Annotated in this window: 25 protein-coding genes; 15 read left to right on the forward strand and 10 right to left on the reverse strand. The window is 61.6% G+C overall.

Translation table 11 applies throughout. The annotated features are described in order from the left end of the window. The first annotated feature begins 60 nt into the window (after positions 1 to 60). A complete protein-coding gene (locus FJV80_RS13635) occupies positions 61 to 1386 on the forward strand; it encodes a caspase domain-containing protein (RefSeq protein WP_095775033.1) in 1326 nt (441 codons plus the stop codon). An 84-nt stretch (positions 1387 to 1470) separates the two neighbouring features. Here the strand turns inward: FJV80_RS13635 and FJV80_RS13640 are convergent, their stop codons facing one another. After that, positions 1471 to 1974: an OmpA family protein gene (locus FJV80_RS13640; protein ID WP_095775034.1), complete on the reverse strand. Its 504-nt coding sequence runs from the start codon at positions 1972 to 1974 to the stop codon at positions 1471 to 1473. A 210-nt stretch (positions 1975 to 2184) separates the two neighbouring features. Between FJV80_RS13640 and FJV80_RS13645 the strand changes: the two genes are divergently transcribed. Beyond that, complete coding sequence (locus FJV80_RS13645) at positions 2185 to 2721, forward strand: hypothetical protein (protein WP_142876641.1); 537 nt, start codon at positions 2185 to 2187, stop codon at positions 2719 to 2721. Between the two features lie 46 nt (positions 2722 to 2767). Here FJV80_RS13645 and FJV80_RS13650 read toward each other — a convergent pair whose 3' ends face one another. From FJV80_RS13650 to FJV80_RS13665, 3 genes are all read right to left on the reverse strand, one after another. Continuing rightward, positions 2768 to 4006: a caspase domain-containing protein gene (locus FJV80_RS13650; RefSeq protein ID WP_246688960.1), complete on the reverse strand. Its 1239-nt coding sequence runs from the start codon at positions 4004 to 4006 to the stop codon at positions 2768 to 2770. 7 nt (positions 4007 to 4013) lie between these two features. Beyond that, the gene (locus FJV80_RS13655; RefSeq protein ID WP_246688961.1) at positions 4014 to 5057 is read right to left on the reverse strand and encodes an OmpA family protein; all 1044 of its coding nucleotides are present in this window, start codon (positions 5055 to 5057) and stop codon (positions 4014 to 4016) included. A gap of 441 nt (positions 5058 to 5498) precedes the next feature. Continuing rightward, complete coding sequence (locus tag FJV80_RS13665) at positions 5499 to 8048, reverse strand: caspase family protein (protein WP_142876645.1); 2550 nt, start codon at positions 8046 to 8048, stop codon at positions 5499 to 5501. A gap of 918 nt (positions 8049 to 8966) precedes the next feature. Between FJV80_RS13665 and FJV80_RS13670 the strand changes: the two genes are divergently transcribed. From FJV80_RS13670 to FJV80_RS13695, 6 genes are all read left to right on the forward strand, one after another. Then, positions 8967 to 9401 (forward strand): hypothetical protein, encoded by a 435-nt coding sequence (locus FJV80_RS13670; RefSeq protein ID WP_095789812.1) that lies wholly within the window; start codon positions 8967 to 8969, stop codon positions 9399 to 9401. A gap of 122 nt (positions 9402 to 9523) precedes the next feature. After that, positions 9524 to 10564: a L,D-transpeptidase gene (locus tag FJV80_RS13675; protein ID WP_246688962.1), complete on the forward strand. Its 1041-nt coding sequence runs from the start codon at positions 9524 to 9526 to the stop codon at positions 10562 to 10564. A 210-nt stretch (positions 10565 to 10774) separates the two neighbouring features. Next, positions 10775 to 11569 carry an HdeD family acid-resistance protein gene (locus FJV80_RS13680; protein WP_245318378.1) on the forward strand — a complete coding sequence of 265 codons (795 nt, stop codon included), beginning with the start codon at positions 10775 to 10777 and terminating at the stop codon, positions 11567 to 11569. A gap of 307 nt (positions 11570 to 11876) precedes the next feature. Continuing rightward, positions 11877 to 12344 (forward strand): Hsp20 family protein, encoded by a 468-nt coding sequence (locus FJV80_RS13685; RefSeq protein ID WP_095775928.1) that lies wholly within the window; start codon positions 11877 to 11879, stop codon positions 12342 to 12344. Between the two features lie 87 nt (positions 12345 to 12431). Further along, positions 12432 to 12941 (forward strand): Hsp20/alpha crystallin family protein, encoded by a 510-nt coding sequence (locus FJV80_RS13690; RefSeq protein ID WP_095775929.1) that lies wholly within the window; start codon positions 12432 to 12434, stop codon positions 12939 to 12941. 118 nt (positions 12942 to 13059) lie between these two features. Continuing rightward, positions 13060 to 13293: a hypothetical protein gene (locus tag FJV80_RS13695; RefSeq protein ID WP_179296579.1), complete on the forward strand. Its 234-nt coding sequence runs from the start codon at positions 13060 to 13062 to the stop codon at positions 13291 to 13293. A gap of 497 nt (positions 13294 to 13790) precedes the next feature. On the opposite strand, the gene FJV80_RS13700 is transcribed toward FJV80_RS13695, so the two are convergent. Then, positions 13791 to 14105, reverse strand: coding sequence for a DUF982 domain-containing protein (locus FJV80_RS13700; protein WP_095775930.1), 315 nt, complete (start codon positions 14103 to 14105; stop codon positions 13791 to 13793). Between the two features lie 275 nt (positions 14106 to 14380). After that, entirely contained in the window at positions 14381 to 14728 is a 348-nt protein-coding gene (locus FJV80_RS13705; RefSeq protein ID WP_095775931.1) for a hypothetical protein, read from the reverse strand. A gap of 341 nt (positions 14729 to 15069) precedes the next feature. Between FJV80_RS13705 and FJV80_RS13710 the strand changes: the two genes are divergently transcribed. The 5 genes from FJV80_RS13710 to FJV80_RS13730 all read left to right on the forward strand — a co-directional run bounded on the left by FJV80_RS13710 (position 15070) and on the right by FJV80_RS13730 (position 18041). After that, positions 15070 to 15384 carry a co-chaperone GroES gene (locus FJV80_RS13710; RefSeq protein WP_095775977.1) on the forward strand — a complete coding sequence of 105 codons (315 nt, stop codon included), beginning with the start codon at positions 15070 to 15072 and terminating at the stop codon, positions 15382 to 15384. A 60-nt stretch (positions 15385 to 15444) separates the two neighbouring features. Next, positions 15445 to 17073, forward strand: coding sequence for a chaperonin GroEL (gene groL, locus FJV80_RS13715; protein ID WP_095790398.1), 1629 nt, complete (start codon positions 15445 to 15447; stop codon positions 17071 to 17073). Positions 17074 to 17131: 58 nt separating this feature from the next. Beyond that, a complete protein-coding gene (locus tag FJV80_RS13720) occupies positions 17132 to 17362 on the forward strand; it encodes a hypothetical protein (RefSeq protein WP_142876646.1) in 231 nt (76 codons plus the stop codon). Positions 17363 to 17446: 84 nt separating this feature from the next. Next, the gene (locus FJV80_RS13725; protein WP_095775934.1) at positions 17447 to 17767 is read left to right on the forward strand and encodes a DUF982 domain-containing protein; all 321 of its coding nucleotides are present in this window, start codon (positions 17447 to 17449) and stop codon (positions 17765 to 17767) included. Between the two features lie 25 nt (positions 17768 to 17792). Further along, on the forward strand, positions 17793 to 18041 hold the full coding sequence (locus tag FJV80_RS13730; protein WP_095790399.1) for a DUF982 domain-containing protein: 249 nt from the start codon (positions 17793 to 17795) through the stop codon (positions 18039 to 18041). 345 nt (positions 18042 to 18386) lie between these two features. On the opposite strand, the gene FJV80_RS13735 is transcribed toward FJV80_RS13730, so the two are convergent. Then, entirely contained in the window at positions 18387 to 19790 is a 1404-nt protein-coding gene (locus tag FJV80_RS13735) for a PLP-dependent aminotransferase family protein (protein WP_142876647.1), read from the reverse strand. 80 nt (positions 19791 to 19870) lie between these two features. On the opposite strand from FJV80_RS13735, the gene FJV80_RS13740 reads away from it, so the two are divergent. Together FJV80_RS13740 and FJV80_RS13750 are read left to right on the forward strand one after the other, a co-directional pair. Continuing rightward, positions 19871 to 21040 carry an MFS transporter gene (locus FJV80_RS13740; protein ID WP_142876648.1) on the forward strand — a complete coding sequence of 390 codons (1170 nt, stop codon included), beginning with the start codon at positions 19871 to 19873 and terminating at the stop codon, positions 21038 to 21040. A 306-nt stretch (positions 21041 to 21346) separates the two neighbouring features. After that, positions 21347 to 21886 carry a dihydrofolate reductase family protein gene (locus tag FJV80_RS13750; RefSeq protein ID WP_142876650.1) on the forward strand — a complete coding sequence of 180 codons (540 nt, stop codon included), beginning with the start codon at positions 21347 to 21349 and terminating at the stop codon, positions 21884 to 21886. A 124-nt stretch (positions 21887 to 22010) separates the two neighbouring features. Here FJV80_RS13750 and FJV80_RS13755 read toward each other — a convergent pair whose 3' ends face one another. The 3 genes from FJV80_RS13755 to FJV80_RS13765 all read right to left on the reverse strand — a co-directional run bounded on the left by FJV80_RS13755 (position 22011) and on the right by FJV80_RS13765 (position 25290). Then, positions 22011 to 23174 (reverse strand): mannitol dehydrogenase family protein, encoded by a 1164-nt coding sequence (locus FJV80_RS13755; RefSeq protein ID WP_246688963.1) that lies wholly within the window; start codon positions 23172 to 23174, stop codon positions 22011 to 22013. Positions 23175 to 23276: 102 nt separating this feature from the next. Beyond that, the gene (locus FJV80_RS13760) at positions 23277 to 24302 is read right to left on the reverse strand and encodes a zinc-binding alcohol dehydrogenase family protein (protein ID WP_142876651.1); all 1026 of its coding nucleotides are present in this window, start codon (positions 24300 to 24302) and stop codon (positions 23277 to 23279) included. Between the two features lie 73 nt (positions 24303 to 24375). After that, on the reverse strand, positions 24376 to 25290 hold the full coding sequence (locus tag FJV80_RS13765) for a sugar ABC transporter substrate-binding protein (RefSeq protein WP_095793312.1): 915 nt from the start codon (positions 25288 to 25290) through the stop codon (positions 24376 to 24378). Between the last annotated feature and the right edge of the window lie 81 nt (positions 25291 to 25371).

Here is a 25371-nt window from a genome sequence, read left to right on the forward strand (position 1 = left end):
TGACGAAATGAGCATGCGCAGAGATCGATAGCGTGCCCCGATGGGCCGGAGGGCTGATCCATGAAACTGTTTGCCATCCTTTTGAGCGGAGTTGTCCTTTCCATCCTTGCCGCCTTCGGCGTCCAGGCCGCAACGGCCGGGGGCAAGCGTGTCGCGCTGGTCATCGGCAACAGCAAATATGTCAACGCCGTCGCCTTGCCCAACCCGGCGAACGACGCCCACTTGATTGCGTCGACGCTGCGCAACGCCGGCTTCGACGTGATCGAAGGCGTCGACCAGGACAATGCCGGCATGCATGGCCTGATCAGCAAATTCACCGAAGAATCCTACAACGCCGACCTCGCGGTCATCTTCTACGCCGGCCACGGCATGCAGGTCGACGGCAAGAACTATCTCATACCGGTCGATGCCGATCTGACCTCGCCCGCCTATCTCAAGACCCGCACGGTTCAGATCGACGAGTTCATGGCGGCGCTGCCTGCCGATCCCGCTGTTGGCATCATCATTCTCGATGCCTGCCGCGACAATCCGCTGGGTCGTACCCTGGCTGCGGCTCTGCCCAAGAGCCGCTCGCTTGGCGCCGGCCTCGCGCCGGTGGATGCAAAGGCGGACGGCGTCGGCACCGGCGGTGTCCTGATCGCTTACGCAACCGATCCCGGCGCTATCGCTTTCGACGGTGACGGCTTAGACAGCCCCTACTCGCTGGCGTTGGCCAAGCACCTGACCGAACCCGGTGTCGAGATTCAGAGCGCGCTGACGCGCGTGCGCGGCGACGTGACGGAAGCAACGCAAGGCCGGCAGCGCCCATGGCACAACGCATCGCTGGGACGCGAGGTTTTCCTTGGCAAGCCGTCGGCACAAGCCGCGGGGGCGCCGATCGCCGATGCAGCCGGGACGACGGCCTCGCCTGCCCCCGCGCCGTTGGCCAGCGATCCGCCGTCCTGGGAGGTCGAGCAGCGGCTTTGGGACGAGGCTTCGAAGAAGAATGCCATTCCCTATTACGAGGCCTATCTCGACCAGTTCCCGAGCGGCCCCTTCGCCACGGTGGCAAGGCTCGACATCGACCAGCTGAAGGCCCCCAAGGCGGGCAAGCAGGTCGCGGCGCTCGACACGAGCGATGCGGACGCGAGTGCCGGCTCGGCCGTTCGTACCTCGGCCGCCGACCAGGTCCGCGCCGCACCACCGAAGAAACAGGTCGTGCAGAAGACCCGCACGCTGAAACCGGTGGCGCAGCGGAAACCGCGAAGACAGCAGATCGTCGAGCGCTGGCGCAACAGGGAGATTGTGATGCGCGACGAGCCGCGCCGGAGAGACAACAATGACTTCCTGACCAAGGCGCTGATTTTCGGCAGCGGCGTCGTGATCGGCGGCGCGATGAGATATTGATCATGGCCAGTCAAAGGGAACCCGCGCTGGACGAGTTCCCTTTTGCCGCTATCGCTGTCGACGGATCGGCCTGGCGGCGACCGCCTACTCCGTCCTGATGCGCATTTCCACGCGCCGGTTGACCGGATCGTATGGATTGGCGACACGCGGGTGCGACTTGCCAAGGCCGATTGCTTCAAGCCTGGCAGGTTCTACGCCGTTCGCTTCGAGGAAAGCCGCCACCGACTGGGCCCTCCGCTGCGACAGGTCCTGGTTGTAGCGATCCGGGCCGGTTGCATCGGTATGACCTTCAACGACAAAGCTGAACGTGCTCAGCCGATTGTCCTTCAGCGCCTTGGCGAACTCGTCGAGTTCGGTACGCGCCGTCTGGTCGAGTTGCGCGGAATCAAGGGCGAAATTGATCATCATGTCGAGACCGGTCTTTTGTGCAGCCGAGCCAGTCTTCTCGGCCTTGCTCTTGCACTCTTCCTCCGTGCCGACGCAGATGCCGCGCGCGGCACCCAGATTGCCGGGCTGTCCGGCGAAGAACTTGACGATGTCTTCCGATTTCTGAAGCGGATCGGCAAAGGCGTGCGTTGCAAGAAGCATGGCCGCCAATGCCAAGGCTGAACTGCCCCATCGCATGACCGTCACTCCTGTCCAAGAGGATTTCGCTGGCGCATCATATCAAATCGGCAAGCGATTGTCTGTGAACAAACGCAAGCCCCCCTTGGCCGCCCCCTGCCAACGACTGACGCTTGACCGGCGCTCGGCCACAGGCTTGAGTGCTATTCTGGTGGTTCTTGGGGTGCGGCAGCCATGGCCAATGAATTCGGATACAGAACGGCACGGGATCTGTTTCTCGCTTGTCCCGCCATCGCCAGGGACATGAAATCGCTGGCCACCGGCCAGCCGCCGCTTGATTTTTGCCGGGCCTTGCTTGCCGGGCGCGTGCCGGAAGAAGCAGTCACGTTCTGTGCCTACCTGCTGCCCGAGCGAGCCGCCGTCTGGTGGGGGCATGAATGCCTGAGCAATCTCGCCGAGCTCCTCGCGGACCGGGATCTCGAATTGCTGGCGCTTGTCCACGACCGCGTCGGCGAACCTGACAATCCCCACCATCAGGCAGTCTTGAGCAATTCCCTGGACCTGCCGCCGGCGACGCCGGCCGCCTGGATCGCTCTGGCAGCAGTATGGCGTGACCCGACCCTCGACATGGTGTCGACCGGATTTCCTGCCGCCCATGCCGTGAATGCCGGAATTCTGGCCGGGCTGGCCCGCGCCTCGCTGGCGGACCGGTTTTCCGTGCTTTCGGCCTTTGTCGAAATGGGCATCCAGATGGCGGAGATGGCGGCGTAACGGCATTCGCCGATCGCTGCCCGTCATCGCTGGTATCAGGCCGGCATTATTGGCAGCCGCCTTGCGCCCATCTGGCCAGCGCGACCTTGAAGCGGGTACCGAGCGGATGCTGCAGGCGCAGGACCGAGACGTCGTTGGCGGCGAAATTTTTCGCCTGCTCGCAAAGCCGGACCTCATTCCACTCATGGCAGTTGTTGCAGTGCTTGCCTTGCCAGACCGATTTGTCGAGGCCTTCCACCGGACTGAAAAGCGGTTCGCTCTTGATAAGTTGGGCGATGCTCTTGCCGTCGATCGCGGGGTCGCCGAACTTCACGGGACGATCGAAAAGGATAGGACCGTCTGTAGCCAGCTTCGGGATTTTCGCACGCAGCGTATCAAGCGCAAGCTGGTCGGCATTCTGGCCTGGCGAAGCGCCGGTGTTGCGCGTCTCGGATCCGGCTTCAGATTTCGGGGGGCTCGCCTCGCCGACGATCAACGGCGCCTTGAGATCGACCTTGTGCAGGACGACCTCGGTGGTCAAGGAAACATTGATCCAGGGGCGTTGCTTGCCGGCGGTCGCCTTGAAGACGTCGCTGGTCACCCTGTTCATCGCTTCGGTGATGGAGACATTGGATTCCCCAATGTGCTGAAGCAATGCCGTCGTGAAGGGCGAGTGATCGCCGGACCCGTCATAGGCGAGCTGGTTGGGACTGGCGGCAAAGGCGACGAGCGTTCCGGCGCCGCCATTCTCGATCGGAATTTCCGCAAGGCCGCTGCTTGCACCCTTGACGCCGGCGGTCTTTGCCAGCACCTCGGCCAGAGGATTGTCCCGGCATGCGTCCAAAAACACCAGCCTTATGCTGGTCTCGCGAGACATCTGACGCAAAATGAAATCGACCGACACGGCCTCGAAGTCGAGCGAGGTCTCGTCCTCGAGCGCGGCATCCACCGGAAGCAGATAGTTCTTGCCTGAAACCTGCAGGCCATGGCCGGCATAGAAGAAAAGCGCCACATCGGCGCCGCGCACCTGCTTGGCGAACTGGGCGACCGTGGCCTGCGTCTGCTGCTTGGTGAGGTCGAAGCCGGATATCACCTCGAAACCAAGGTTCTGCAGGCGATCGGCCATCGCTTGGGCATCGCGTGCAGGATTGGCGAGCGGCGCTGCGTGCTGATATTGCGAGTTGCCGAGCACCAGCGCGATACGGCGCTCGGCACTGGCGGCCGTCAAGGTCAAAAGCAGGACAAGCGCGACAAGGCCGGCGCCGCGAAGCAAGACGGCGCAAAAGGCCATTGTACGGGAACCCACCCCGACCTCAGTTCGCGAGCTTCATGGCGGAGAACTCGATCCGCCGGTTGAGCGCCTTGTTCTTCGGCGTGTCGTTGGCGGCAACCGGGCTCTCCTCGCCATGGCCGGCGGCAGTGATCTGCTGACGCGGCACGCCACCGGCGACCAACGCATCGGCAACCGCCTGCGCGCGCCGTTCGGAGAGCGCCTTGTTGGCCTCGGGCGAGCCGTCCGAGTCCGTATAGCCGGAGACCTCCACCTTCAAGGTCGGGCATTTGCCGACGACACCTTCGACTTCGGTGAGCAGCGGACGGCTCTTGGCATCGAGCCGGGCGCTGGCCGGACGAAAGTAGATGGCGCCGGTGCGCGACAACACGGCAAACCGGTTGAGGCACTCCTCGTCGCTGAAATTGGCCTTCGCCGCGTCGGTGGCCACGGGACCGACATCGGCGGTCCCGGCAGCGACCGTCTGCACCGCGGCCGGCTTGCTGCCGTCGGCGACGAAGACGAAGTCGAAGGACACTGAGGCGGTGGGTACGATGTTCGTCACATTGGCGGCCTGCTGCAGCTTGTCGACGTTCGGCAGCAGGCCGAAATCCTCGACATGCACCGCGACGGGAGCCTCTGACGCGACAGAAACCTGAGTGTCGCTGATCATGGTTACGACGACGCTCGCCTCCAGATCCTTATCGACGCCGTGCAGGCTCAGCCGGAACGGCAAGCTTGCCTTGATCCGGCGTTTGGCCGGCAAGTCGGCAAAGGCCGCCGGGTCCACCTTCGCCGTCAGCTCGGCCGTCGGATACTTGAATGTTTCGAAGAACAGGAAGCGCATGCGCACATTGCGCAGGTCGACGCCGGTGTCGACGGAATTGAGATCGAAGCTGACCTTGGCGTCACCCGCAGCGCTGAGCGTGCCGGTGATGTTCCTGATCTTGTTGGTCTCGACGATCGTGTTCTTCTTGACCGACTGATAGGTGAGCACCGAGGCGTCAGGATCGAGCGTCCAGTTCGGCGCGGCGTTGGCGGCGTGCGGTTGGAAGACCAGCAAAGCCAGCAGCGCGGCAAGGACCAAACCAAAGGCTCCGGCCTTCGCTCGCATTGTTTGACAGAATGCGACGACTTCGAACATGGAACGCCCCGCCAGGACAACCTATCTCGATACCGCAGGAGATGGCAGCATAGAGCACTTGCCCTTGCTTGGCGAGCGGTTCGAGTCCGCCTCGACACGTAACGTCAACCTGTCATGCGTGGGCGGAATTGACTTCTATCGGGCGCTCATCCCCAACCGCCCGATCCGCCCCCGGTGCCCCCGCTACCGCTGCCGCCGCCCTTCCGGCTAAAGACGTTTGGCGCGGTCGTCGTGCGAACGACTTTCGTCTTGTGCATCGTCGTCGGGGTCGGCTCGACCCTCGGCGTCACGGTCGTGCACCCCGCGACAACCAGGGGGCCGGATAGGATCGATGCGACAATTGCCTGTTTCAATGCCCAGCCCACCACATTGCCTCCTCGTTGATCAGAACAAGTCCCGACGCGGGTTGGCTTGTTCCCAGACCGCCCTGGCCGTCTTGACCAGTTGATCGTCCAACGAGCCGTCCGCCGAAATCTTCGATTTGAGGGTCCCACGCATCTGCTTCAGAGCCGCCGTCTTGGCCTTGGCTCCGAACTTCGCCAGCGTGTTCCTGGCATCGGGAATTTCGTTGCGAAGATCGAGCGCGGCGGCGAAAGCAAGGTAGCGTACCGCCACGGCCTGGTCCGCCTTCTCGCCTCTCTGCATCTCAAGGGCCGCGCGATCATACGCAGCCGACTGATCGCCACGGTCGGTCGCCAACTCGAACAACCTTTGCGCTTCTGCAAGATCCTGCTGCACGCCGACACCGTCCCTGTACATGCGTGCAAGGCTGCCGGGAGCATAGGGCTGGCCGAGATCCATGGATTTGTGGAAGAGCGAGAGTGCTGTCTTCGGGTCCTTCTCGACTCCCCTGCCGGCAAGATAATTGCGGCCGAGCAGATTCATCGAATACATGTCCTGCCGCGCGACGCCAGATTTGAGGAAGGCCACGGCGCGAGCTGGATCGGCAGGCACACCATTACGGCCTTCCGTGAAGATCGCTGCGAGATCGTTCATTGCATAGGTGTGCCCCATCGCCGCCGCCTTGAGCAGCAGGTCCAGCCCCTTGGTGGTGTCACGCTCCACGCCATAGCCGTTGAACAAGGCGCGGCCCCACGAGGTCATCCCATAGGGATCGCCCTTGTCGGACGCCGCGGAGTAGAAGGTATTGGCCTGCTTGCGATTGACGGGCATTCCCGTTCCCGTCGCGTTGAGGTAGCCAAGCTCGAACACGGCGCGAACGTGCCCCTTGTCGGCAGCCTCCTGGATTGCCTTCTTGGCCTCGTCCACCTTGCCGACTGCAAGCAAAGCCCGACCGAGTTCGTAGCGGAAGCGAGCGACGTCCGGATAGGCTTTCATCGCCGCCCTGCAGACGTCCACGGCGTTGCTGCTGATCTCGTTCGGCAACAGGCCGGGGACGACGCCCTGCAGGTCAAGTGGCTCACCGGCCTCCCTGTCGCAAGGCTCGACGCTGGGCGACAGCTTCATCGTCGCCGGCTTTGGCGAGGTGTTGTCAGCCCTGATTTCGAAGCCGACTATCAGTGGTTTGACGGCGCCGATCTGGGGTTCGTAGCGCAAGCGGTCGACTTCATCGGCCATCAGGTTCGAATCCGGAGACAAGGTCCGATCCGGCAGGGACAGCGTCCCGGTTGCCGGATAGCTCGCAAGTTTCAGGCTGACCGCCGGATCCTTGGTCGGGAAATCCAGCTTCAACGGAACTGGGCCGACACCGACTGGAACCTGGACGTCACGGTTTTCGATGGCTTCGGCGGCGCCGGCAATGTGAATGCCGCGTTCCACCGCTTGCTGTTTCTGCTCGGACTCGAGCGAGGCCACGAGTTGCTTGCCCTCGTCCCCCTCACCATTCCTGACCCGGAAGACAAGGATGCCTTGGGATTCGCCACCCCAATCATCGCGTGTGGCATAGGCCAGCATGTCGACTTCTTCCTGGATGCCGGCCCCCTTGGGCACGTCCATCTGCAAGCGCGGGAGATCCTTGCCGGCGATCGGCTCACCCGCCGCAACCGGCTTGCCGTCCAAAATCAGACGCCCCAGCGCCGGCGGTCTCTCGATGGTGACGGTGACCGAGCCGCCATCGACATCCAGCGGCTCCGGCAGGTCGAGCGCGACAGGGCCGACGCCGGACGGCACGACCTTTTCCAACACCGGCGGCAGTGCTGGCCGGCTGGCGCGACGCATGAGGACGACCTCGTCGATCAGCGATGAGTTTTCCCAAGGCACCTGCTTACCGGCCGTAGCTTCGACCACATCCCGGCGGACGGCGGCCATGACCGCGCGTATCTCCTGGTTCGGCGCCAGTGCGCGACGGGAGAAGGCGGAGGAAAAAGGACTGAGGTCGCCACTTCCGTCATAAGCGACGGCACCGGGCTCGGTGGCGAAGGCAATAAGCGTATTCAGCGAACTTTTCACCTGCGCAAGGCCGGTGTCGCCGGCAGTGATCAGTTGGTCTCGCAACCAATAGTCCTTGCGCGGAAACGGATTGTTGCGGCAGGCGTCGAGGATGATCACCTGGATCTTCGATTTCGCTCGCAACTGCTGCAGCACATCATCGAGCTTGACGGCCTGGACCTCAATGTCGGCCGCGTTCTTGAGCGATGCATCGACCGGGATCAGGAAATTTTCACCGCCGATCTGAAAGCCATGGCCGGAATAGTACACGATCGCCAGATCGGCGCCGTCCGCCGCCGCGAGGTAGTTGCGGAACTGCTTTTCGAATTCGATCTTGGTGAGGTCCTTGGCGACGAACACATCGAATCCGGCCAGCCGGAAGGTGTTCGACACGTCCGCGGCATCCTTGTCCGGATTCTTGAGGGCCGGAATTTCGCGGTATTCGGAATTGCCGATGACAAGGGCAACCCTTCGATCGGCACAAGCCTGGAACGCCGTGAAGCTCGCGAGGATCAGGGCCGCAACGAACGCACAACATCGCAGCATGGCTCATCCTCAACTGCTAATGACCTGTCGGCTGCAAGACACGGCTTGCGACTCCTGGTCTGTTAAAGACTTCACGATCTGCCGAAACGGCAGGGCCGCACCCACGATGGATGCCGCACCTAACCACTTGCTAAAATATCCCAGTGGCGTGGGTACCGCAATAACCCGGGATAAAGGACCTGGAGGGGTGTCGGCACGATCCAGTCTTCGACGAGCTTTGTCGATCGCGAACAGGCCACCATGGAACCGTGTGGCGGCCGTCACGCGCATCGGGACGACTTGGCGAAAACCATCCCGGACAGTCTAATCTGGTCGGGTGCCATCGGCGGCGCTCCTCGGCTCGCTGGTGAAGCTGGATCATCGCTCCAAAGCGTTTCGCGCGCATGTCACCCGGCACATCGGTGTGTTTCAATTCGATTACACGTTACGCCGAGTTGTTTTCGGTTCCGTTCCACGAACAGGCCCGGCATCATTGCAGAACCTGATGCGCATCACCCGGGCCTCCTGGTTCATCCCCATTATCGAATGTTGGCCACCTAGGTTCCTCCAACAGAAGGAACCGCTGAAAACTATTTTTTGTGCTGTCAGAGTTTTTGCCTGGCCTTCCGTGAAGGTCTGAGGCGATGCGTAGCGCGCCTCCTCGTCCCCACGCTTATGCTTCACACGGTCGATCTGCCCCGGCTTGACCCATTGTGCGGCCGGCCGCACGAAATCTGCCCCTGCCGTTGGAACATTAGAGATCGATAACGGTTCTTTCGCTTATACCGCTGTGTGGTGTCGGCTGAAGGTCGCTTGAGCAACCCGAGCGGCTCGCGCCCATGATCTCTTAGCCGCGAGCTCTCAGACGTCGAGCTGAAGACCCTAGGTCGAAGACGACAGGCTGCGGACGCCGCTGAAAGCTAAGAACAGGAGCTAATCATGAAACATCAGACACTTGAGGAACTGCAGTCGATCGCCGACATCAATCCGAAGGCGCCGGCTCTGCCGATGACCAGAAAGCAACGGATCGAACGGTGGGCAGAACTGCTCGAAATGAATCCGTCGCGCTGCCTGACCGCGCTCACCGGTACCGAGCGTCTTAACTCCGGGCTCCGCGAAGAGGCACGGGCAACCGGGTCGCCGATCACGGTTGCCTTCGATGATTCATTGCTGCGTGCATCGGGCCTGAAATCGGACACTTACGGCGAAGCCAAGCGCTTCTTCGAACTGTCCGACTGGCAGTTGCACGACATCGTCTGCAGTTGCCATGCCGGTGCCACGATGCGGGCCGACTGGGCGGCCGGCAGAGTGCGCAGGGTGCTCGGAGGCAGCAAGGTTCTTGCATGGCTGAGAAGTATAATGGTGCACGGTTGAGCGCCAGACGCTAGGTCAGCGAAGACGCCACGCCGCCTCGGCTGCAAAATTGCCAGCTGGCGAGGCGGCGCTCGCTGGCCTGCGGGGTTTTGCGGAGCATGTCCTGGAGTGGGGCCGGCGACTTGGCCTTGCTGCGTCATGGAAACAGGTACTGGCGGGGTGCATCGATGGTCAGGCTCCTTCTCCTCGTGGCTGCGGCGCTTGCCCTCACTTGCGGCGGGACAGCGGCGGCCAAGCTGGACCTCGCCACTGTCAATCAAGCGCAATTCTCAGCCGAAGGATCGAAAGGCTTCAGCCCGGTTATCCTGAAAGCGCAGATACTTTTGGATCGCGCCCGCTTCTCGCCAGGCTTGATCGAGGGCCGCTTCTCGGAGAACGTCGCAAAGGCCATCAGGGCCTTTCAGACTGCGAACGGATTGCCCTCCGATGGGAAGCTCACGCTGGAGACCTGGGACAGGCTGACGGCAACCTCCACCAACCCGGTTGTGGTGAGCTACGAGCTGACGCGCAAGGATCTAAGCGGACCCTTTACCAAGCGCATTCCGGCGCGCATGGAGAGGATGGCCCACCTGCGGAGGCTCGCCTATCACAACGTCACGGAGAAGCTGGCCGAGCGCTTCCACATAAGTGAGCAATTGCTCAGGAGGCTCAATCCGGGCATCGGCTTCAGGAAGGTCGGCACTAAGTTGCTGGTTCCGGATGTAGACCGGGGTGATCCTCCCGCCACAATTGCCGGGATCGAGGTCGACAAGGGCGCACGCCTGGTGCGCGTTCTTGATCCTTCCGGTAAATGGCTCGCGGTCTTTCCCGCATCCATCGGCAGCGCCGAGAAGCCGGCGCCGAGCGGCGAGGCGCAGGTCAAGCGCGTCGTGCGCAATCCCACCTATCACTACGATCCGCACTTCGCTTTCAAGGGGGTCAAAGCCAAGCGGCCGTTCACGATTGCGGCCGGACCGAACAATCCCGTGGGATCGGTCTGGATCGATCTCTCCATCGAGAGCTACGGTATTCACGGCACGCCCGAACCGGGCAAGATCGGCGCGACCTTCTCGCATGGCTGCATCAGGCTGACCAACTGGGATGCCGAGGACCTCGCCTCCATGGTGCAAAAAGGCACGAAAGTCAGCTTCAAGGACGAGATGGCGAACGCAGGCGGCGGGTAGAAGGCGAAGTCCAGCTCGGCCTTCTCGCGTCGTCCTTTGGCCTGGCAACAGCGCGGGCGACGCGCCGTAAACGAAACGCCGCTTCCGGCGTCGGAAGGCATTCGCCGCCGCGGGCGGCGCTCACGGGTGAATGAGCCGGCCGCATTTTCAGAATTATGATCAATCGTCGAGGCGCGTCGGAACCTTTCGTCCGCGATGCACTTCATTTGCATGTCCCAGAAGGTTGAACCCCCAATCCTGCCAGAGGACAGCCCCGATCGGGAGGTCAACTGCGAGGTCGCATTGGAGCCCGCATTCGAGGAACTGGTCGCTTCGTCACAAGCCCGCGGATGGACAGCCCAGGAGACGGCAACAACCCTCCTGAAAATCGCAAAAGCGCATGCGGCCCAGCTTGAGGCCGTCGTAGACACAGACGGCTTTTGGAGGCAGGGCAGGTCGATCTCGTTGGATGCAGCAGCAGACGTCTTTCGCGAGGCGATGCGGCAGACCCTCAGGCAGTACTCACTTTGGTATTTGGTCGAGGGCGCGATGCTGGTCGCAGCCGGAATTCTGGCAGTGACCTTTCCGATGATCTCGTCGATTGCCGTGGTGAACTTGCTCGGCTGGGTGCTGATCGTCAGCGGAGGCCTACAAGGCATAAGCCTGATCGGCGCGGGCCACGTGCCTCATTTCTGGCTGCAACTCATCTCCGTCATCCTTGCTGTGCTGATTGGTCTTCTCTTTCTGCGCCATCCTGGAAACGGACTGCTGACCATCACCTTGCTGCTGATCGTCTTCTTCATGATCGAGGGCATCGCGAAGGTAGTTTTCGCCCTCACCATCCGCCCCTTCCCCAACTGGGGCTGGGTCCTGGGGAGTGGGATGATCGGGATTCTTCTTTCCGTGACGCTGTGGGTCAGGATCCCGGTGACAGCCGTATGGCTGATCGGACTGCTGTTGGGGATAGAATTGATTGGTGTTGGCGCCGCGATTGCTTACCTGGCCTGGCATGTGCGGAAGAGTTGAACGCTTACCGGCTTGGCTGGTCCCAACATCTGTGAAACGTCCAGATCGGGATTTTTCTTGCTGTTGCCGGCCGCGAGACTGCAGAAGTAGCCGCTGGCCAGCACCCCAGCTATCCTGGCAAAACTCACAAATGCCTGCGCCTGTTTGGTTGTCATTTGGCCGGTGATTGCGGCGGTCGCTCTTGACGCGGCGGAAATCGATTCCCAACTCATCTTTGTCGGTCGCCGTGCAAGGGGCCGACGTGTCAGGGAGCGCCAGGCTTCTTGGCGTTCCCTCGTATCTATGTTGCTCCAAGGAGGATGTAGCTATGAGAACGAACGTGGACTTTTCCCCCTTCTATCGGTCGAGCATCGGCTTTGACCGCATCTTCAACCTGCTCGAAAACGCCAGTTCGCCACAGAATGCGGACAACTGGCCGCCTTACGATATCGCCAAGCTCGGCGAAGACACCTACCGAATTGTCCTAGCGGTGGCCGGTTTCGGTGAAAACGAGCTTATGATCACGCATCAGCCGAATATGCTGGTGATCGAGGGCGCCAAGACAGAGAACGAGGAGGTCCAGTACCTCCATCATGGCCTGGCGCTGAGGCCGTTCGCGCGCCAATTCGAACTGGCCGACCATGTAACCATAGTCGGGGCGAAACTCGAAAACGGTCTGCTGATCATCGACCTCAAGAAGGAAATTCCCGAGGAGATGAAGCCGCGCCGCATCGCGATTAATGTCGAGACCGACAAAAAGGCGGCCTCCAAGCGCATTGAAAGCGCGGCGGCCTGATCTTTGGCGGTCGGCCTGCAGAAGACACCCCGTCCTGTCGTGGGTGGGATCCGGGTGCGACCCATAAAACGAAAAGGAGAAGGACAAATGAGCGTACGGAACTTGATTCCCTGGAGCCGTGGCGGCAGCCAGGCACCGAGCATTTATCGCGGTGACGACATGGATCCGTTCCTGTCGTTGCACCGCAATGTCAACCGGCTATTCGACGAGGTGTTCCGCGGTTTTGACACACCTTCGGTTCTGGGCCGCGTGCCCCCTCTCAACGGGACTTGGCCAAGCGTGGAGTTCTCGGAAACCGATAAGGAAATCCGGGTGACGGCCGAAATCCCGGGCCTCGATGAGAATGACATCGAGGTCATGCTGGATGATGGTGTCCTGACGCTTCGCGGCGAGAAGAAGGCAGAGACCGAGGACAAGGATCGCCAGTTCAGCGAACGCTATTATGGGCGCTTTGAGCGGCGCTTCAGTCTGGGCCGTGAGGTTGAAGATGACAAGGTCGCGGCCGCGTTCAAGAATGGTGTGCTCACCGTGACACTGCCAAAGACCACAAAGGCGCAGGCAAACGCCAAGCGCATTGCGATCAATGGCAGCAAATGACTGTCGCGAAGGAGTGCCGGGGCTCGACTAGCCCCGGCACTCGCAGATAGCGAGATGGTCAAATGACGTCCATTGAATGCCCATCTGCTTCGGGGGTATTTCGACCGGAAGGAAAAGGATAACCATGACACGCCAAGACGTTGTCTCGGTCCTCGGGCCTGTAGACGACGTGACAATTGCGGAGATCATCGCGTCCGGTGCCTCGCTCGAGGAATTGAGAGAGGCGTGGGCCTGGGCCTTTGGTGACGAGGCGCCGATGAGCCAGGGGCGACCGCTGCCGGGAACACGGGTGGCAGCGCTAATCGACCTGATCGAGCCCGATGACGAAGGCGACGTGGCAGATCCGGCCTAGGCGCATCCGGGCATCGGTAGTTGATCAGAGATGCATGGATCGCCACGCTATTCCAGCGATTCCAAGCGCGCCGTTTAAGGTCCGAGGATGCTTGCGGACTTGGGCGGCCTCGCCCGACAACGGCGTGTCGTTGGCATGACAGTTCGCGAGGCCGTCGCTGCAAGTGTCTTGCCAGCTTCGAGCCCTTGTTCCTGAAAGACTGCGAAGACGACTACTGGCCGACGTGTAGGCGGCCCACGAGAAGGCGGAGGGGCGACCTGCACTAGCCTGTCAGTTCATTTGCAAGCAGTCAGGTCCTTCAATGCCTTGTCGGCATTGGCCTTGCTTGTATACGTCTTATTGCCGGCATCGGTCAGTTTGTGCCGTCCGGTTTTTTTGGTCACCACCTCACTCTTCTTGGTCGCCGCATCCTTGGCTACCCAGTACTCCTCCTCCCCATGGCACTAGTGACGCGTCGACCGATGCGGCGGCGGTACGACCTGCCGCCGCAAGCGAAATCAACCGTCAATTTCTGTAGGATGGTCTGCAGCGCTAATCTTAGGCCCTGTCATCCAAGGCGGCGCCACGGGAATATCCTCAATGACACCGACCCTGCGTGCCCAAGTCGTGAATGTCTTGTGTGCCGCATCGACGGACTTTCGACCATCATATGCCGAGTAGCAAGTGTCACTCGCCGCTGCGTGAAGCAGGCCGCGCCTTTCGAGGGGCCATTCCTCAAGAAACTCTATCGCATCCATGACACAAGCGATCCTTCTGAGAGCGAAGCCATCGTCTCGTACGAAGATCGTCTGTTTGAACATTCCATCTTCCATGTGACCTCCCTTCAAACTGCGTGACAACCGATCCTGCCTCGCCTGCGTGTGGCAAGGATCTCAGTTCCGGCAAGTCGACGAGCTTGGGCGAATACCATAGCAAACAGGGCAGAGTTCGACTTGAGATCCGCCAAGCCGCCGCCGGACATAGTGCCGGACATAGTAAAGAGATTGGAGACACCTCTTTTAGGTTCAAGGGGTGTTGGCAACCAGACAGCCAGAACCTTCTTCAAAGCACCGTGACAACAACAAAGGGCGTCTCTCCTGTCGCGCGTTCAGGCGTTAAGTCTTTGCGGGCGTTCTCGAGCCTGCCATTCCTCGCGGTCACAGCCTACCTCGGCGCGACTGTCGTCCAGTCGGCGAAGTGCATCCATCACGGCGTCGAACGTCACCGGGCTAGCAGCGCCCGGTGGCTTTCGCAGCGCAGGCATGGAGTCGACGGCGCAAGCATCAGAAGCCCATGAGGCAAGAATGGCGCGCTTTTCCTGAGTGTCGAGCGTGCGGTCGCCCACCACCTCATTGGGGTGACTAAAGTGCCGCGCCGGAAACAGCAGGCGGTCAAGCGAAGGATCAGAGGCCTCAGGGGCGATCGAGGGGATGTTTTTCGGGAAAGTTCGTTCCATCGATAGTCTCCACTTCCTAACAAATCTCCTTGGCATCGGTTTTGCGCTCGAGCCCTTTTTCAGGACTCCAGCGCCGAAAAATTTCGTAGGGTCCCTGCGGAATTTCAAGATCTGAAAGTCGCGCGTCCTAGCGAAAATAGCTGCATGAATTCATGTCACTAGCGCTCTTGTATGCAGAGTGCCAAAATTTTTCCAGCGACCCCTTGAAACTCGAAAATTCCAAAACTAGCTCGATATCCGCGCGATGCCTGAAAAAGGGTCGTGGCGCCCCGCACCGGCCCGATATTGCCGGTCCGGTGTGGAGGAACCTCAAAAATCTGTTTGTCCCGAAGGAGAACGATATGACGTTCCGTCCATTGCATGATCGTGTCCTGGTCCGCCGCATCGAAGCCGAGGAGAAGACGGCCGGCGGCGTCATCATCCCCGATACCGCCAAGGAGAAGCCGCAGGAGGGCGAGGTGATTGCCATCGGCCCGGGCGCCCGCGACGAGAGCGGCAAGCTCACGCCGCTCGACGTCAAGATCGGCGACCGCATCCTGTTCGGCAAGTGGTCCGGCACGGAGATCAAGCTCAACGGCGAGGATCTGCTCATCATCAAGGAAACCGATGTGATGGGCGTGATCGACCGGGCCGCGACGATCAAAAAAGCCGCCTGATCGATGCTTCAGCGCCACAGCAACCCAGTCAATGAAGCTGCCTATTGAAGGAATGATCCAATGGCTGCCAAGGAAGTGAAATTCCATTCCGACGCCCGTGAGCGCATGCTGCGCGGCGTCAACATCCTCGCCGATGCGGTGAAGGTGACGCTCGGCCCCAAGGGCCGCAACGTCGTCATCGACAAGTCGTTCGGCGCTCCACGCATCACCAAGGACGGCGTCACCGTCGCCAAGGAGATCGAGCTCGAGGACAAGTTCGAGAACATGGGCGCCCAGATGGTGCGCGAGGTCGCCTCGAAGACCAGCGACCTTGCCGGCGACGGCACCACCACTGCAACGGTGCTTGCCCAGGCGATCGTCAAGGAAGGTGCGAAGGCCGTCGCCTCGGGGATGAACCCGATGGACCTGAAGCGCGGCATCGATAAAGCCGTGGAAGCGATTGTTCAGGAGTTGAAGACCAACGCCCGCAAGGTGACCAGGAATGACGAGATCGCCCAGGTCGGCACCATCTCGGCCAATGGCGACGCCGAGATCGGCCGCTTCCTGGCCGAAGCGATGCAGAAGGTCGGCAACGAAGGCGTCATCACCGTCGAGGAAGCCAAGACCGCCGAGACCGAACTCGAAGTCGTAGAGGGCATGCAATTCGATCGCGGCTATCTCAGCCCGTACTTCATCACCAATCAGGACAAGATGCGCGTCGAACTCGAAGAGCCCTATGTGCTGATCCACGAGAAGAAGCTGTCCAATCTGCAGGCGCTGCTTCCGGTGCTGGAAGCCGTCGTTCAATCGTCCAAACCGCTGCTGATCATCGCCGAGGATGTCGAGGGCGAGGCATTGGCCACCCTGGTCGTCAACAAGCTGCGAGGTGGGCTGAAGGTCGCCGCCGTCAAGGCGCCCGGCTTCGGCGACCGCCGCAAGGCGATGCTGGAAGACATCGCCATTCTGACCGGCGGCACGGCCATCAGCGAGGATCTCGGCATCAAGCTGGAGAACGTCACGCTGGAGATGCTCGGCCGCGCCAAGAAGGTGGTGATCGAGAAAGAGAACACCACCATCGTCGACGGCGCCGGCTCGAGGAGCGACATCCAGGGTCGCGTCAGCCAGATCAAGGCGCAAATCGAGGAAACGACCTCCGACTACGACAGGGAAAAGCTGCAGGAGCGGCTGGCCAAGCTCGCCGGCGGTGTCGCCGTCATCCGCGTCGGCGGCTCGACGGAGGTCGAGGTCAAGGAGCGCAAGGACCGTGTCGACGATGCCATGCATGCGACGCGCGCTGCGGTCGAGGAAGGCGTGTTGCCGGGTGGCGGCGTGGCGCTTCTGCGTGCGGCCAAGGCACTGGACAGGGTGCAGGCCGAGAATGAAGACCAGAAGCATGGTATCGAGATCGTGCGCCGCGCGATTGAAGCGCCAGTGCGCCAGATCGCTGAGAACGCCGGCGCGGAAGGCTCGATCATCGTCGGCAAGTTGCGTGAGAAACCGGAGTTCGGCTGGGGCTGGAACGCACAGACCAACGCGTTCGGCGACCTCTACAACGAGGGCGTCATCGATCCGGTGAAGGTGGTGCGAACCGCACTCCAGGATGCGGCATCGGTTGCCGGCCTGCTAGTAACGACGGAAGCGATGGTTGCCGAGAAGCCGAAGAAGGAACCCGCCGTTCCGGCAATGCCGGCTGGTGGCATGGACTTCTGATGGCAACGGCTGTGTCCGCGCCCGGTGGGCCCGGACTCCCTGACAAATGGGTAGAGCCATGAACGTGATGAACTTGAACGTAATCCCGCCGCCGGCGCGTGCGGCCACCGATCTGAACTACGAAGCAGACCTGAAGGTTGCGCTTGACCCGATACTGGTCGACTTGCTCGACAGAGCGGAGGCCGCGGGTTGGGACCGGCGTAAAGCAGCATACACGGTGATGTTTCTGGCCGCGCGGAATCTTACCGACAGCAAAGATCCTCCTGGAAACGGGAGTTCGGCAGGCTAAGGCGCGACGCCCGCAATCTATCGCGCACGCGCCGTGGGAAAGGCTTCCGATCGATTGAGCTAATCGCGTGAAACGGAGGAAAATATGGAACACAATCAATTTCAGCATCCCGTGAGGGTGCTGGTGGGTCTTGGGTTTCCGACCGACATTCAAAGCGTAAAAGACGCCTTCGTCCTGTTGGATGAATGGCCGCCATCGAAGCGAAACTCTGCTCATGGCGTCGCGCTCAATGCCTGTCGGGCAGCCCTCGCCGGCGAGGTGGATGCCGAAACCGCTCGCAGCACATTTGTTGCCTTCGCCCGCCGCATGGATTTGCTTGTACAGGCCGCAGGCGACATCGTCGCGGCCGAGGCAGTTGGCGCTTTCGGAGCGGCTTCGAGAGGCCCCTACAACAAGTCGATGTAATCGGTCTGCGGGAGCGCACAAAGCTATGAGGGATATTCGATTTTCCGAACCAGTGAGACTGCGCGTGAGACCCTCGAGGGAGCGGGTGGTTGCCAGCAGTTGGGAAGCACTTGAGTGCCTTCATGACCAATGGCCGGAATGGGCGAGAGGACCAAGCTATCGAGCTGCCCGCCGCACTTGCCGCGACGCCTTGGACGGATGGCGGGCTCCGCAACAAGCAAGACGGGCATTTTTGAAGGCGGCCCGTCGTGCAGGTTTGATCCAGGTCTCATAGTGAGCCCGGCGCTGAGGTAAGTCTTTGCTTTGCGAGCGACGCAATCTGACCGATTGCACGCCTCCGTCGGATCTGCAAGGAGCGGATATGACCGGGCGGCCCAGGTCGGAACCAGCCTGCACGTCGTTGTCGCCACCTATCGCAAGCATCGTTCCCAAGCCTCTAGAAAACGGCGAGTCATGAGCTGACGAGTGCCATCATTTGCCGGACAGGACTGACGAAAAGGCCCCCAAAATCATTTCGCCTACAACTTATGGACTTACGCGATAGCGCTCAATTCAAACTGGAAGAATTGAGCGTGTATGGGGCAGAAATGCACGTTGCACCGACCGCGATCACCGGACTTCACTGGGTCGAGACGTCACGGATGGTCTGCGCGAGCAAGCGGACGCTGGAAGCAATCGCGCTGTCGGGAATTCGGCCGTAGCCGATGAACAAGCGCCGTGGCCCGGCCGCGGTTTGAGAATATCGTCCGAGCGCTTCGGTCGCCACGCCCCGTTTTCGCAGAAGCGCGACGATGTCGGCTTCACCGGCTCGACCAATGGTCGCGGGCAGTCGCACCGTTACGTGGAGACCCGCTGCCGCGCCCTCAACCTCGACGTCCGGGAGTTCGTCCCTCAAGCAGCTCAGCAGACTGTTGCGGCGATCACGGTAGATACGGCGCATCTTCCGCAAGTGCCGATCATAGGCGCCTGACAGCATAAGGTGCGCAAGTGCGTCCTGATCGATGCGCGGAGGTCCTTCGCTCCAGCGCCGCAGCTCGCGGTTCATCGGTGCGATCAGCTGCGGCGGAACCACGAGCCAGCCGAGGCGCAGCGCCGGTGCCAGTGTCTTGCTTGCGGTGCCTGCATAGACGACCCGATCGGCAGCGAGGCCCTGTAGTGCCCCGACCGGCGCCTGATCGTAGCGGAACTCCGCATCATAATCGTCTTCAAGAATGTAGCGGTCCGTTTCATGAAGCCATTTCACCAGGCGCTGTCGCCGAACCGCGCTGAGCACGCCGCCAACCGGAAACTGGTGCGACGGGGTAACCAGCGCGCCATCGGCGCCGGTCGCGATGAGCTGGTCGACGTCGATCCCATCCTCGTCCACCGGCACGGGGACTCGGAGGAGCCCGGCCTTGTCGACCGCGACCCAATCGCTGTAACCCGGATCCTCGACCGCAACGCTGCGCGCTCCGACGGCATGCAGAACAACACAGGCCAGGGCGCGCCCTTCGGCAAAGCCGCTGGTGATGAAGATGCGTGAGGGGTCGGCGATGAGGCCGCGCACGCGGCCGAGATAATCGGCGAGCGCAGCCCGGAGGACCGAACTCCCGCGAAGGTCGCCATAGCCGAGATCGCTCGCCGGAAGGGTCTGGAGCACCTGCCTGACGGCGCTCAGCCAGGCCTTGCGCGGGAAATGCCCTACGTCCGGCATGGCCGGCCGCAGATCGTAGCGGATCACCTCATCGGCGGACCGCTGCTCGGCCGGGGCGGCGACGTTCGCCAAGCCGGCGGCGACCATCGGCCGTGCGCCCTGACGCGGGGTCAGGAATCCCTCGGCGGCGAGTTGCGCATAGGCGTCGACCACAAGTGGGCGCGAGACACCCAGTTGGGCGGCGAGCGCGCGGGTCGAGGGAAGGAGGACGCCCGGGCGCAAGGCCCCGGTTCGAATTCGGGTCAGCAGGCCGCGGCGGAGCTGACTGCCGAGGCTCTCATTGATCGAGCGGTCAAGGCTGAGAGCGATGTCCGCGTTCAAACTGGTCAACTAAATTCCCCAACAACTGGCCATGTCGTCAAGACCAGTATCACGGTAAGCCGGGCCTCGTCATCTGTGAGGACAAGACCATGGCGACAACCGCAATTACCGCACCACGGGCGCGAACCGCTCCTGAGCCGATTTTGACGGCTCCCATGCTGAGCATTGCAGGCGTGATGCTTTCGGCAATGAGCAGCTTCTATCTGCTTCTGTCGGCCATTCCCGCGCATGCGTCGGCTGTCGCAGGGACCAGCGGCGCAGGCGCCGCAACTGGCGCCTTGATGGCAGCCACCATCGTCGGCGAAATTGCCGCGCCACAGGTGATCAACCGCGCCGGTCGTAGGAGCGCGCTTGCGCTCGCCCTCGGCTTGCTCGGTCTAGGCTGCCTCACGGCCTTTCCTGCTTCGCTCGTGCTGCTGCTCCTCAATTGCGCAGGTCGCGGGCTTGCACTTGGCGTGCTGCTCGTCGCCGCCTCCGGTCTCTCGGCTCAGATAGCACCGCCGTCGCGGCGTGCCGAAGCCATGAGCATATCTGGGGTCGCGTCTGCGGTTCCGGCGATCGTGGCCGTTCCCCTCGGCCCTTGGGTGCTGACGAATCTCGGTGCACCGGGGACAGCCGTCTGCGCGGCGGCGCTTGCCTTTGCCGCCATTGCCGCGACCGCGGTTCTTCCTTCCGAGCGGAAGATCGAAACGCACGAGGCCCATTGCCTTCCGCCTTTGGGCGTGGCGATCGGGCCGGCAATCTCGCTCGGCTGCGGCGCGGTCCTTGTCGGTGCAACGGTCACCTTCCTTCCTCTCGCCCATCCGGAGGCGACCAGCGGGACGATCATGCTGGGCCTGCTGCTTCAAGGTTTGGGCGCAACCGTTGCCCGCTGGCTTTCGGCACGGCATGTCGACAGGCACGGCACGCGCTTGCCTATGCTCGCTGGCCTCGCCGCGTGTGTCGTCGCCGCAATCGGCCTGGCGGCCACGGGCGAGGCAGAGGTGCTCTGCGGCATGCTCTTGAGCGGGATAGCCTTCGGCGTGCTGCAAACCGCGACTCTCGCCGAGCTGCTCGCCCGCGCGGCTCCCTCGCAGGTGGATGGCGCAGGCGCACTGTGGAACGGCGCTTATGACGCGGGCCTCGGTATCGGCGGAATTGCGTTCGGCGGCCTTGCGACAGCGGTCGGGTTCAGCACGGCGTTCGTCGCGACAGGCGGCATTTTCACGCTCGTTGCGCTCCTCCATCTCGCCACAACGAAAGGGGACCGTGCATGCTGAGGCGCCAATTTCTTTCCGATATTGTCTGCGGACTTCATGACCGGCTGGATGCGATCCCTGAACTGAATCGGGCCGCAACGCGCCAGGGACGCCGGCTGATCGATGTTCGCCACAGCGACGTTCATGCGCCGGTCGCTACCGGCGCGCTGAGGCGCCGTAGCCAATCCGTTTCGCAAAAAGGGCGGCGGGACCGGCGATGGTTGGCGCAATCGAGCATTCCTCGCCGACGGCAGGTGGAGAGATTTAAACGGCGCGATGCTGATAGGCCCGCCCGTGTTTTGGCATCCAACACAAGGAGCGACTGACATGAGAAAACTACTGGTTTCGAGTTTCGTCTCACTCGACGGCATCGTCGAGTCGCCGATGACCTGGGCGTCACGGTTTTTCGACGACGAGGTCAGGGCGTTTGCCCTTCGGAAGCTAGACGATGTCGAGTTCTTCCTTCTCGGCCGCAAAGCCTATGAGTACTTCGCTCCGGTTTGGCCTAACGCGACCGGAAGCGCCTACATGGATCGAATCAACGGGCTGAAGAAGCTGGTGGCGTCAACGACGCTCGACGCGGTCGGGTGGAATGCATCGCTTATCAAGGGCGATGTGGCCGAAGGACTTGCCATGCTCAAGAGGCAGGCCGGCGGGCATATCCTGAAATACGGTATCACGGAACTGGACAGAGCGCTGTTGGACAACAACCTCGTCGATGAATACGACCTTTTAGTCTTGCCTACCAAGGTCGGTCAGGGCAAACGCGCTTTTGCGGACATCAATGCGGACAAAATAAACATGGAACTCGTCCGCACGCACCGCTTCGCCAATGGTGTCGTGGCGCTCACATATCGACCGCACTGACTGCCATCCGAACAGCGAAAGCTGCTATCTGTGGGCGGCGCCTAGCCTCGCCCCAGATCCATTGGGTTGTTGCGATACCCTTGATCGCACAACCAGCCGAGCCAATACGACAGCACAGATGCAATTATGGGACGACGTTTTGGCGATCGGCATTCTGGTCGACGGCCGAGAGAATCTTCTCGAGAGATGGCGACTGTCGACGGCGCTCCTCCGGCACCCACTGAAGAAAGCCGCCGATACGCCGTTGAACCTTGGTCAGGTGACCAGCGGCGATGTCGCTCAGACGATGATCAAGAAAAGGGTTGTCGAACCTCTCAAGCGTGGTCGCTACGTATGCTGTCGCTTCCTGCTCCAGGCCCCGGGCCTTGAAGCCAGGAACGACCTCGGAACCATAGATCTCCGTCAGCAAGCTTCGATATCCATCGACTTCCAGCATTTCGCGCACCGTCAGGTTGGGTCTCAGCCCATCGGCCATCCAGTATTGTGCGAGCACCGTGTGACCGAGGTTCAAGATGTGCAGCTTCAGTCTCTCGATGCGGTCGAGATCATCGACAAGCGCGATCGCGGGGTGACGGCAAGGCAGCCTCAGCCCAGCTTGCTGTTCAATCGCCCATAGCGCGTATGGCTCCGCGACTGCCCCGACGGGCTCGATGGCCGACGAGACGATGCGGTCGACCAGCGAGTTGGCAAAGACGCAATCGTCGGCGATGAACGACAAAAGGGCGTCGGAGGCGCCGCTTCGCTTGGCCAAAGCGATCAACGCTTCCTTCAGCGTGTCGCCATTGCGCGGAACCAATTCGGTTGGAAGCACCACGACGGGCCTTGCCGACACCGCAAATCGGTGCGCGAGCAGAACGAGCAATTTTGCCGGATATCCCGCCGGCGCCGGGCCGCGGGCGTGGGTGAGGTTGACGACGAGATCGGATGGAATGGTGAGGCCCGCCTCCGTCGTGTTCGAAACAACGAATTCCGCTTGTTCCGCAAACAGCGTGGTCAACCGCGACCAGTCAAGTTCGGCATCAAGCGCGCGCCGTATGCTCTTCACGCGGATTTCATGCTCGACGCGGTGGCCCTTCTTCAGCCCGCGGATGACAACCGGGTAGCCCTCATCGCGGGCGAGCCCCTGCAAACGGGCTCGGCCGCTCGCCGAGCCGCTGATCGCGACCACCGTGATGGGTCCGACCGCATCGCCTGCCGACAGCGCCTCGTGCACGAAGAGCGCTGCGTGCGCCTGCAGAAAGCGGCTCGTGCCAAACTGGAAAATGGGCGTGACGATTTCGTTGGTCAACGATCTTCCTCGTTCTCTAGACGCTTGGTGAGGGTACGCATCGGCCGCCGGTCCAAATATGATCCGTCGGCTGCGGGTCCGACAATCCGCGTTTGCTTTAAGTCAGCCAAGTTCCGCCACGCCGATAACGGCCTTGATCAGGCCGGATTTCTGCCGAGCCCAGATCGCGATATCCCGGGGGCTGTCATGCAGGGTGGTGCGGTGGGTGACGAGTTGGTCGATTGGTATTTTTCCGGCGTGGATCGTGGCGATGACGTGCTGGAAGTCGGCGTGCGTCGCGTTGCGACTGCCGATCAGAATCATTTCGCGCTTGTGGAATTCGGGATCGGAGAAGCTAACCTCGTCCTTGATGACGCTGACCAATATCATGGCGCCGCCATGGGCCACGTAGCTGAATGCGGCTTGGATCGAGGCCTTGCTGCCGCTCGCGTCGAAAACGAGGTCAAAACCGTCACCATCGGTTCGCTCCCGCACCAGCTCGACAGGCGAGGCCGATGCATTGTCGATGACAGGAAAACCGAGTTGGCGTTCGGCGAAGTCGAGCCGCTCTCTGCTCATGTCCATGATCGTCACCGCCTGGCCTGCAAGACGGGCAAACAATGCCGTACCCAATCCAATCGGCCCAGCGCCGATGACCAGCGTACGGACGCCAGCAGCAAGCTTGGAGCGCCTCACCGCGTGGGCGCCGATCGCCAGAAATTCCACGGCTGCCGCGTCAACGGCTGAGAGTCCTGCAGCCGGGTAAAGGTTGCCGGCAGGCACCAACAATTGTTCACACATGCCACCGTCGCGATGAACGCCCAACACTTCTATCGACACGCAGCAATTGGGCTTGTCGTGACGGCACGCAATGCATTTGCCGCAGGCGAAATAGGGATTTACGACGACCCGTTCTCCGGCCTCGATGGCGACGCCTTGACCAACCGCCTCCACGGTGCCGGAGAGTTCATGCCCCATGATCCGCGGATAGGCCAGGTAGGGGTGCTTGCCTTCAAAGATATGGTAGTCGGTGCCACAGATGCCGACATGGCTGATGTTGATCAATGCCCATCCGGCTTCCGGCCGCCCCGGCGCCGGGCGATGTTCGAAGATCAATTCGCCGGGCTTTCGGCATACGAGCGCTTTCATTCGGGCATCTTCCTGAAATGTTCCAAAAAAAGACCCGGCGGTTGGGGTAGCCGCCGGGCCGAGGTGTGAGTGCCTATTCGAAGTCCTTGACGTTCTTCAGCGTCACGAGCCCGGCGCCGGTATCCACATTTGCCTCCACAGCTTCCCCACGGATCGCCTTGACGACAGTGTCGATGCCCAGCTCGCCCATCTTTGCCGGAAATTGTGCAACACTGGCATCTTCCGCGCCCGACTTGATGGCTTCGATCTCACCGCAGCAGGCGTCGAAGCCGACCAGGATGATCTTGTCGTTGGCAATGCCCGCATTGCTGATCGATTTGACGGCTCCCGGGATTGGCGGGCCGCAGGCCGAGTAGATCGCCTTGAGGTCGGGATTGGCGGTCAGGATGTCTTCGGTCACTGACGTTCCAAGTTCGAGCGTGCAATTGGTTGCGCCCTTGCCAACCACCTCGACCTTGACGTCGCCAAGGCCCTCCATCATCCCGGTGACCCGGTCGTCCAGCGCCGGCACACCTGGGACGCCTTGCAGAATGCCGATCTTGTCGCCGCTCTTGAGCACGGTCTTCAGGTACTCTCCGGCGATCTTGCCGCCGTTGAGATTGTTGGTCGAGACCAGTGCGGTCTGGCCCTTCCAGTTTGGGATGCTGTTGTCGACGAGAACCACCTTGATGCCTGCAGCGACGGCCTTGTCGAGCGCCGGTGCAACGGTCGGATCGACCGGAGTGATCGCCAGACCCTTGACGCCTTGCGTGATCATGGACTCGATCAGAGCGATCTGACCCTCAATGTCGGTTGCTGCCTGGCCCTGGCCGGTGACCAGTTCGATCTCGGGATGGGCGGCCGCGTATTTCTTGGCGGCGTCCTCCATGGTCGAGTAGAACGGCACCGGGAACTTCGTAATCAGGCCGACCTTGATCTTGTCGGCGGCAGAAGCGGGCATCGCAAACGCAATGGCGATCGCCAGCCCGGCGAACAGTTTTCGGTTCATTGGCATTCCATTCCTCCCTTGGAATTTGAGGCGTCTTCCGGCGGAAGTCGCTTCAGGCATTTGCGGACCGGAACGGCCCCC

This window comes from Mesorhizobium sp. WSM4310 (genome assembly GCF_007003935.1).
Lineage (GTDB): Bacteria > Pseudomonadota > Alphaproteobacteria > Rhizobiales > Rhizobiaceae > Mesorhizobium.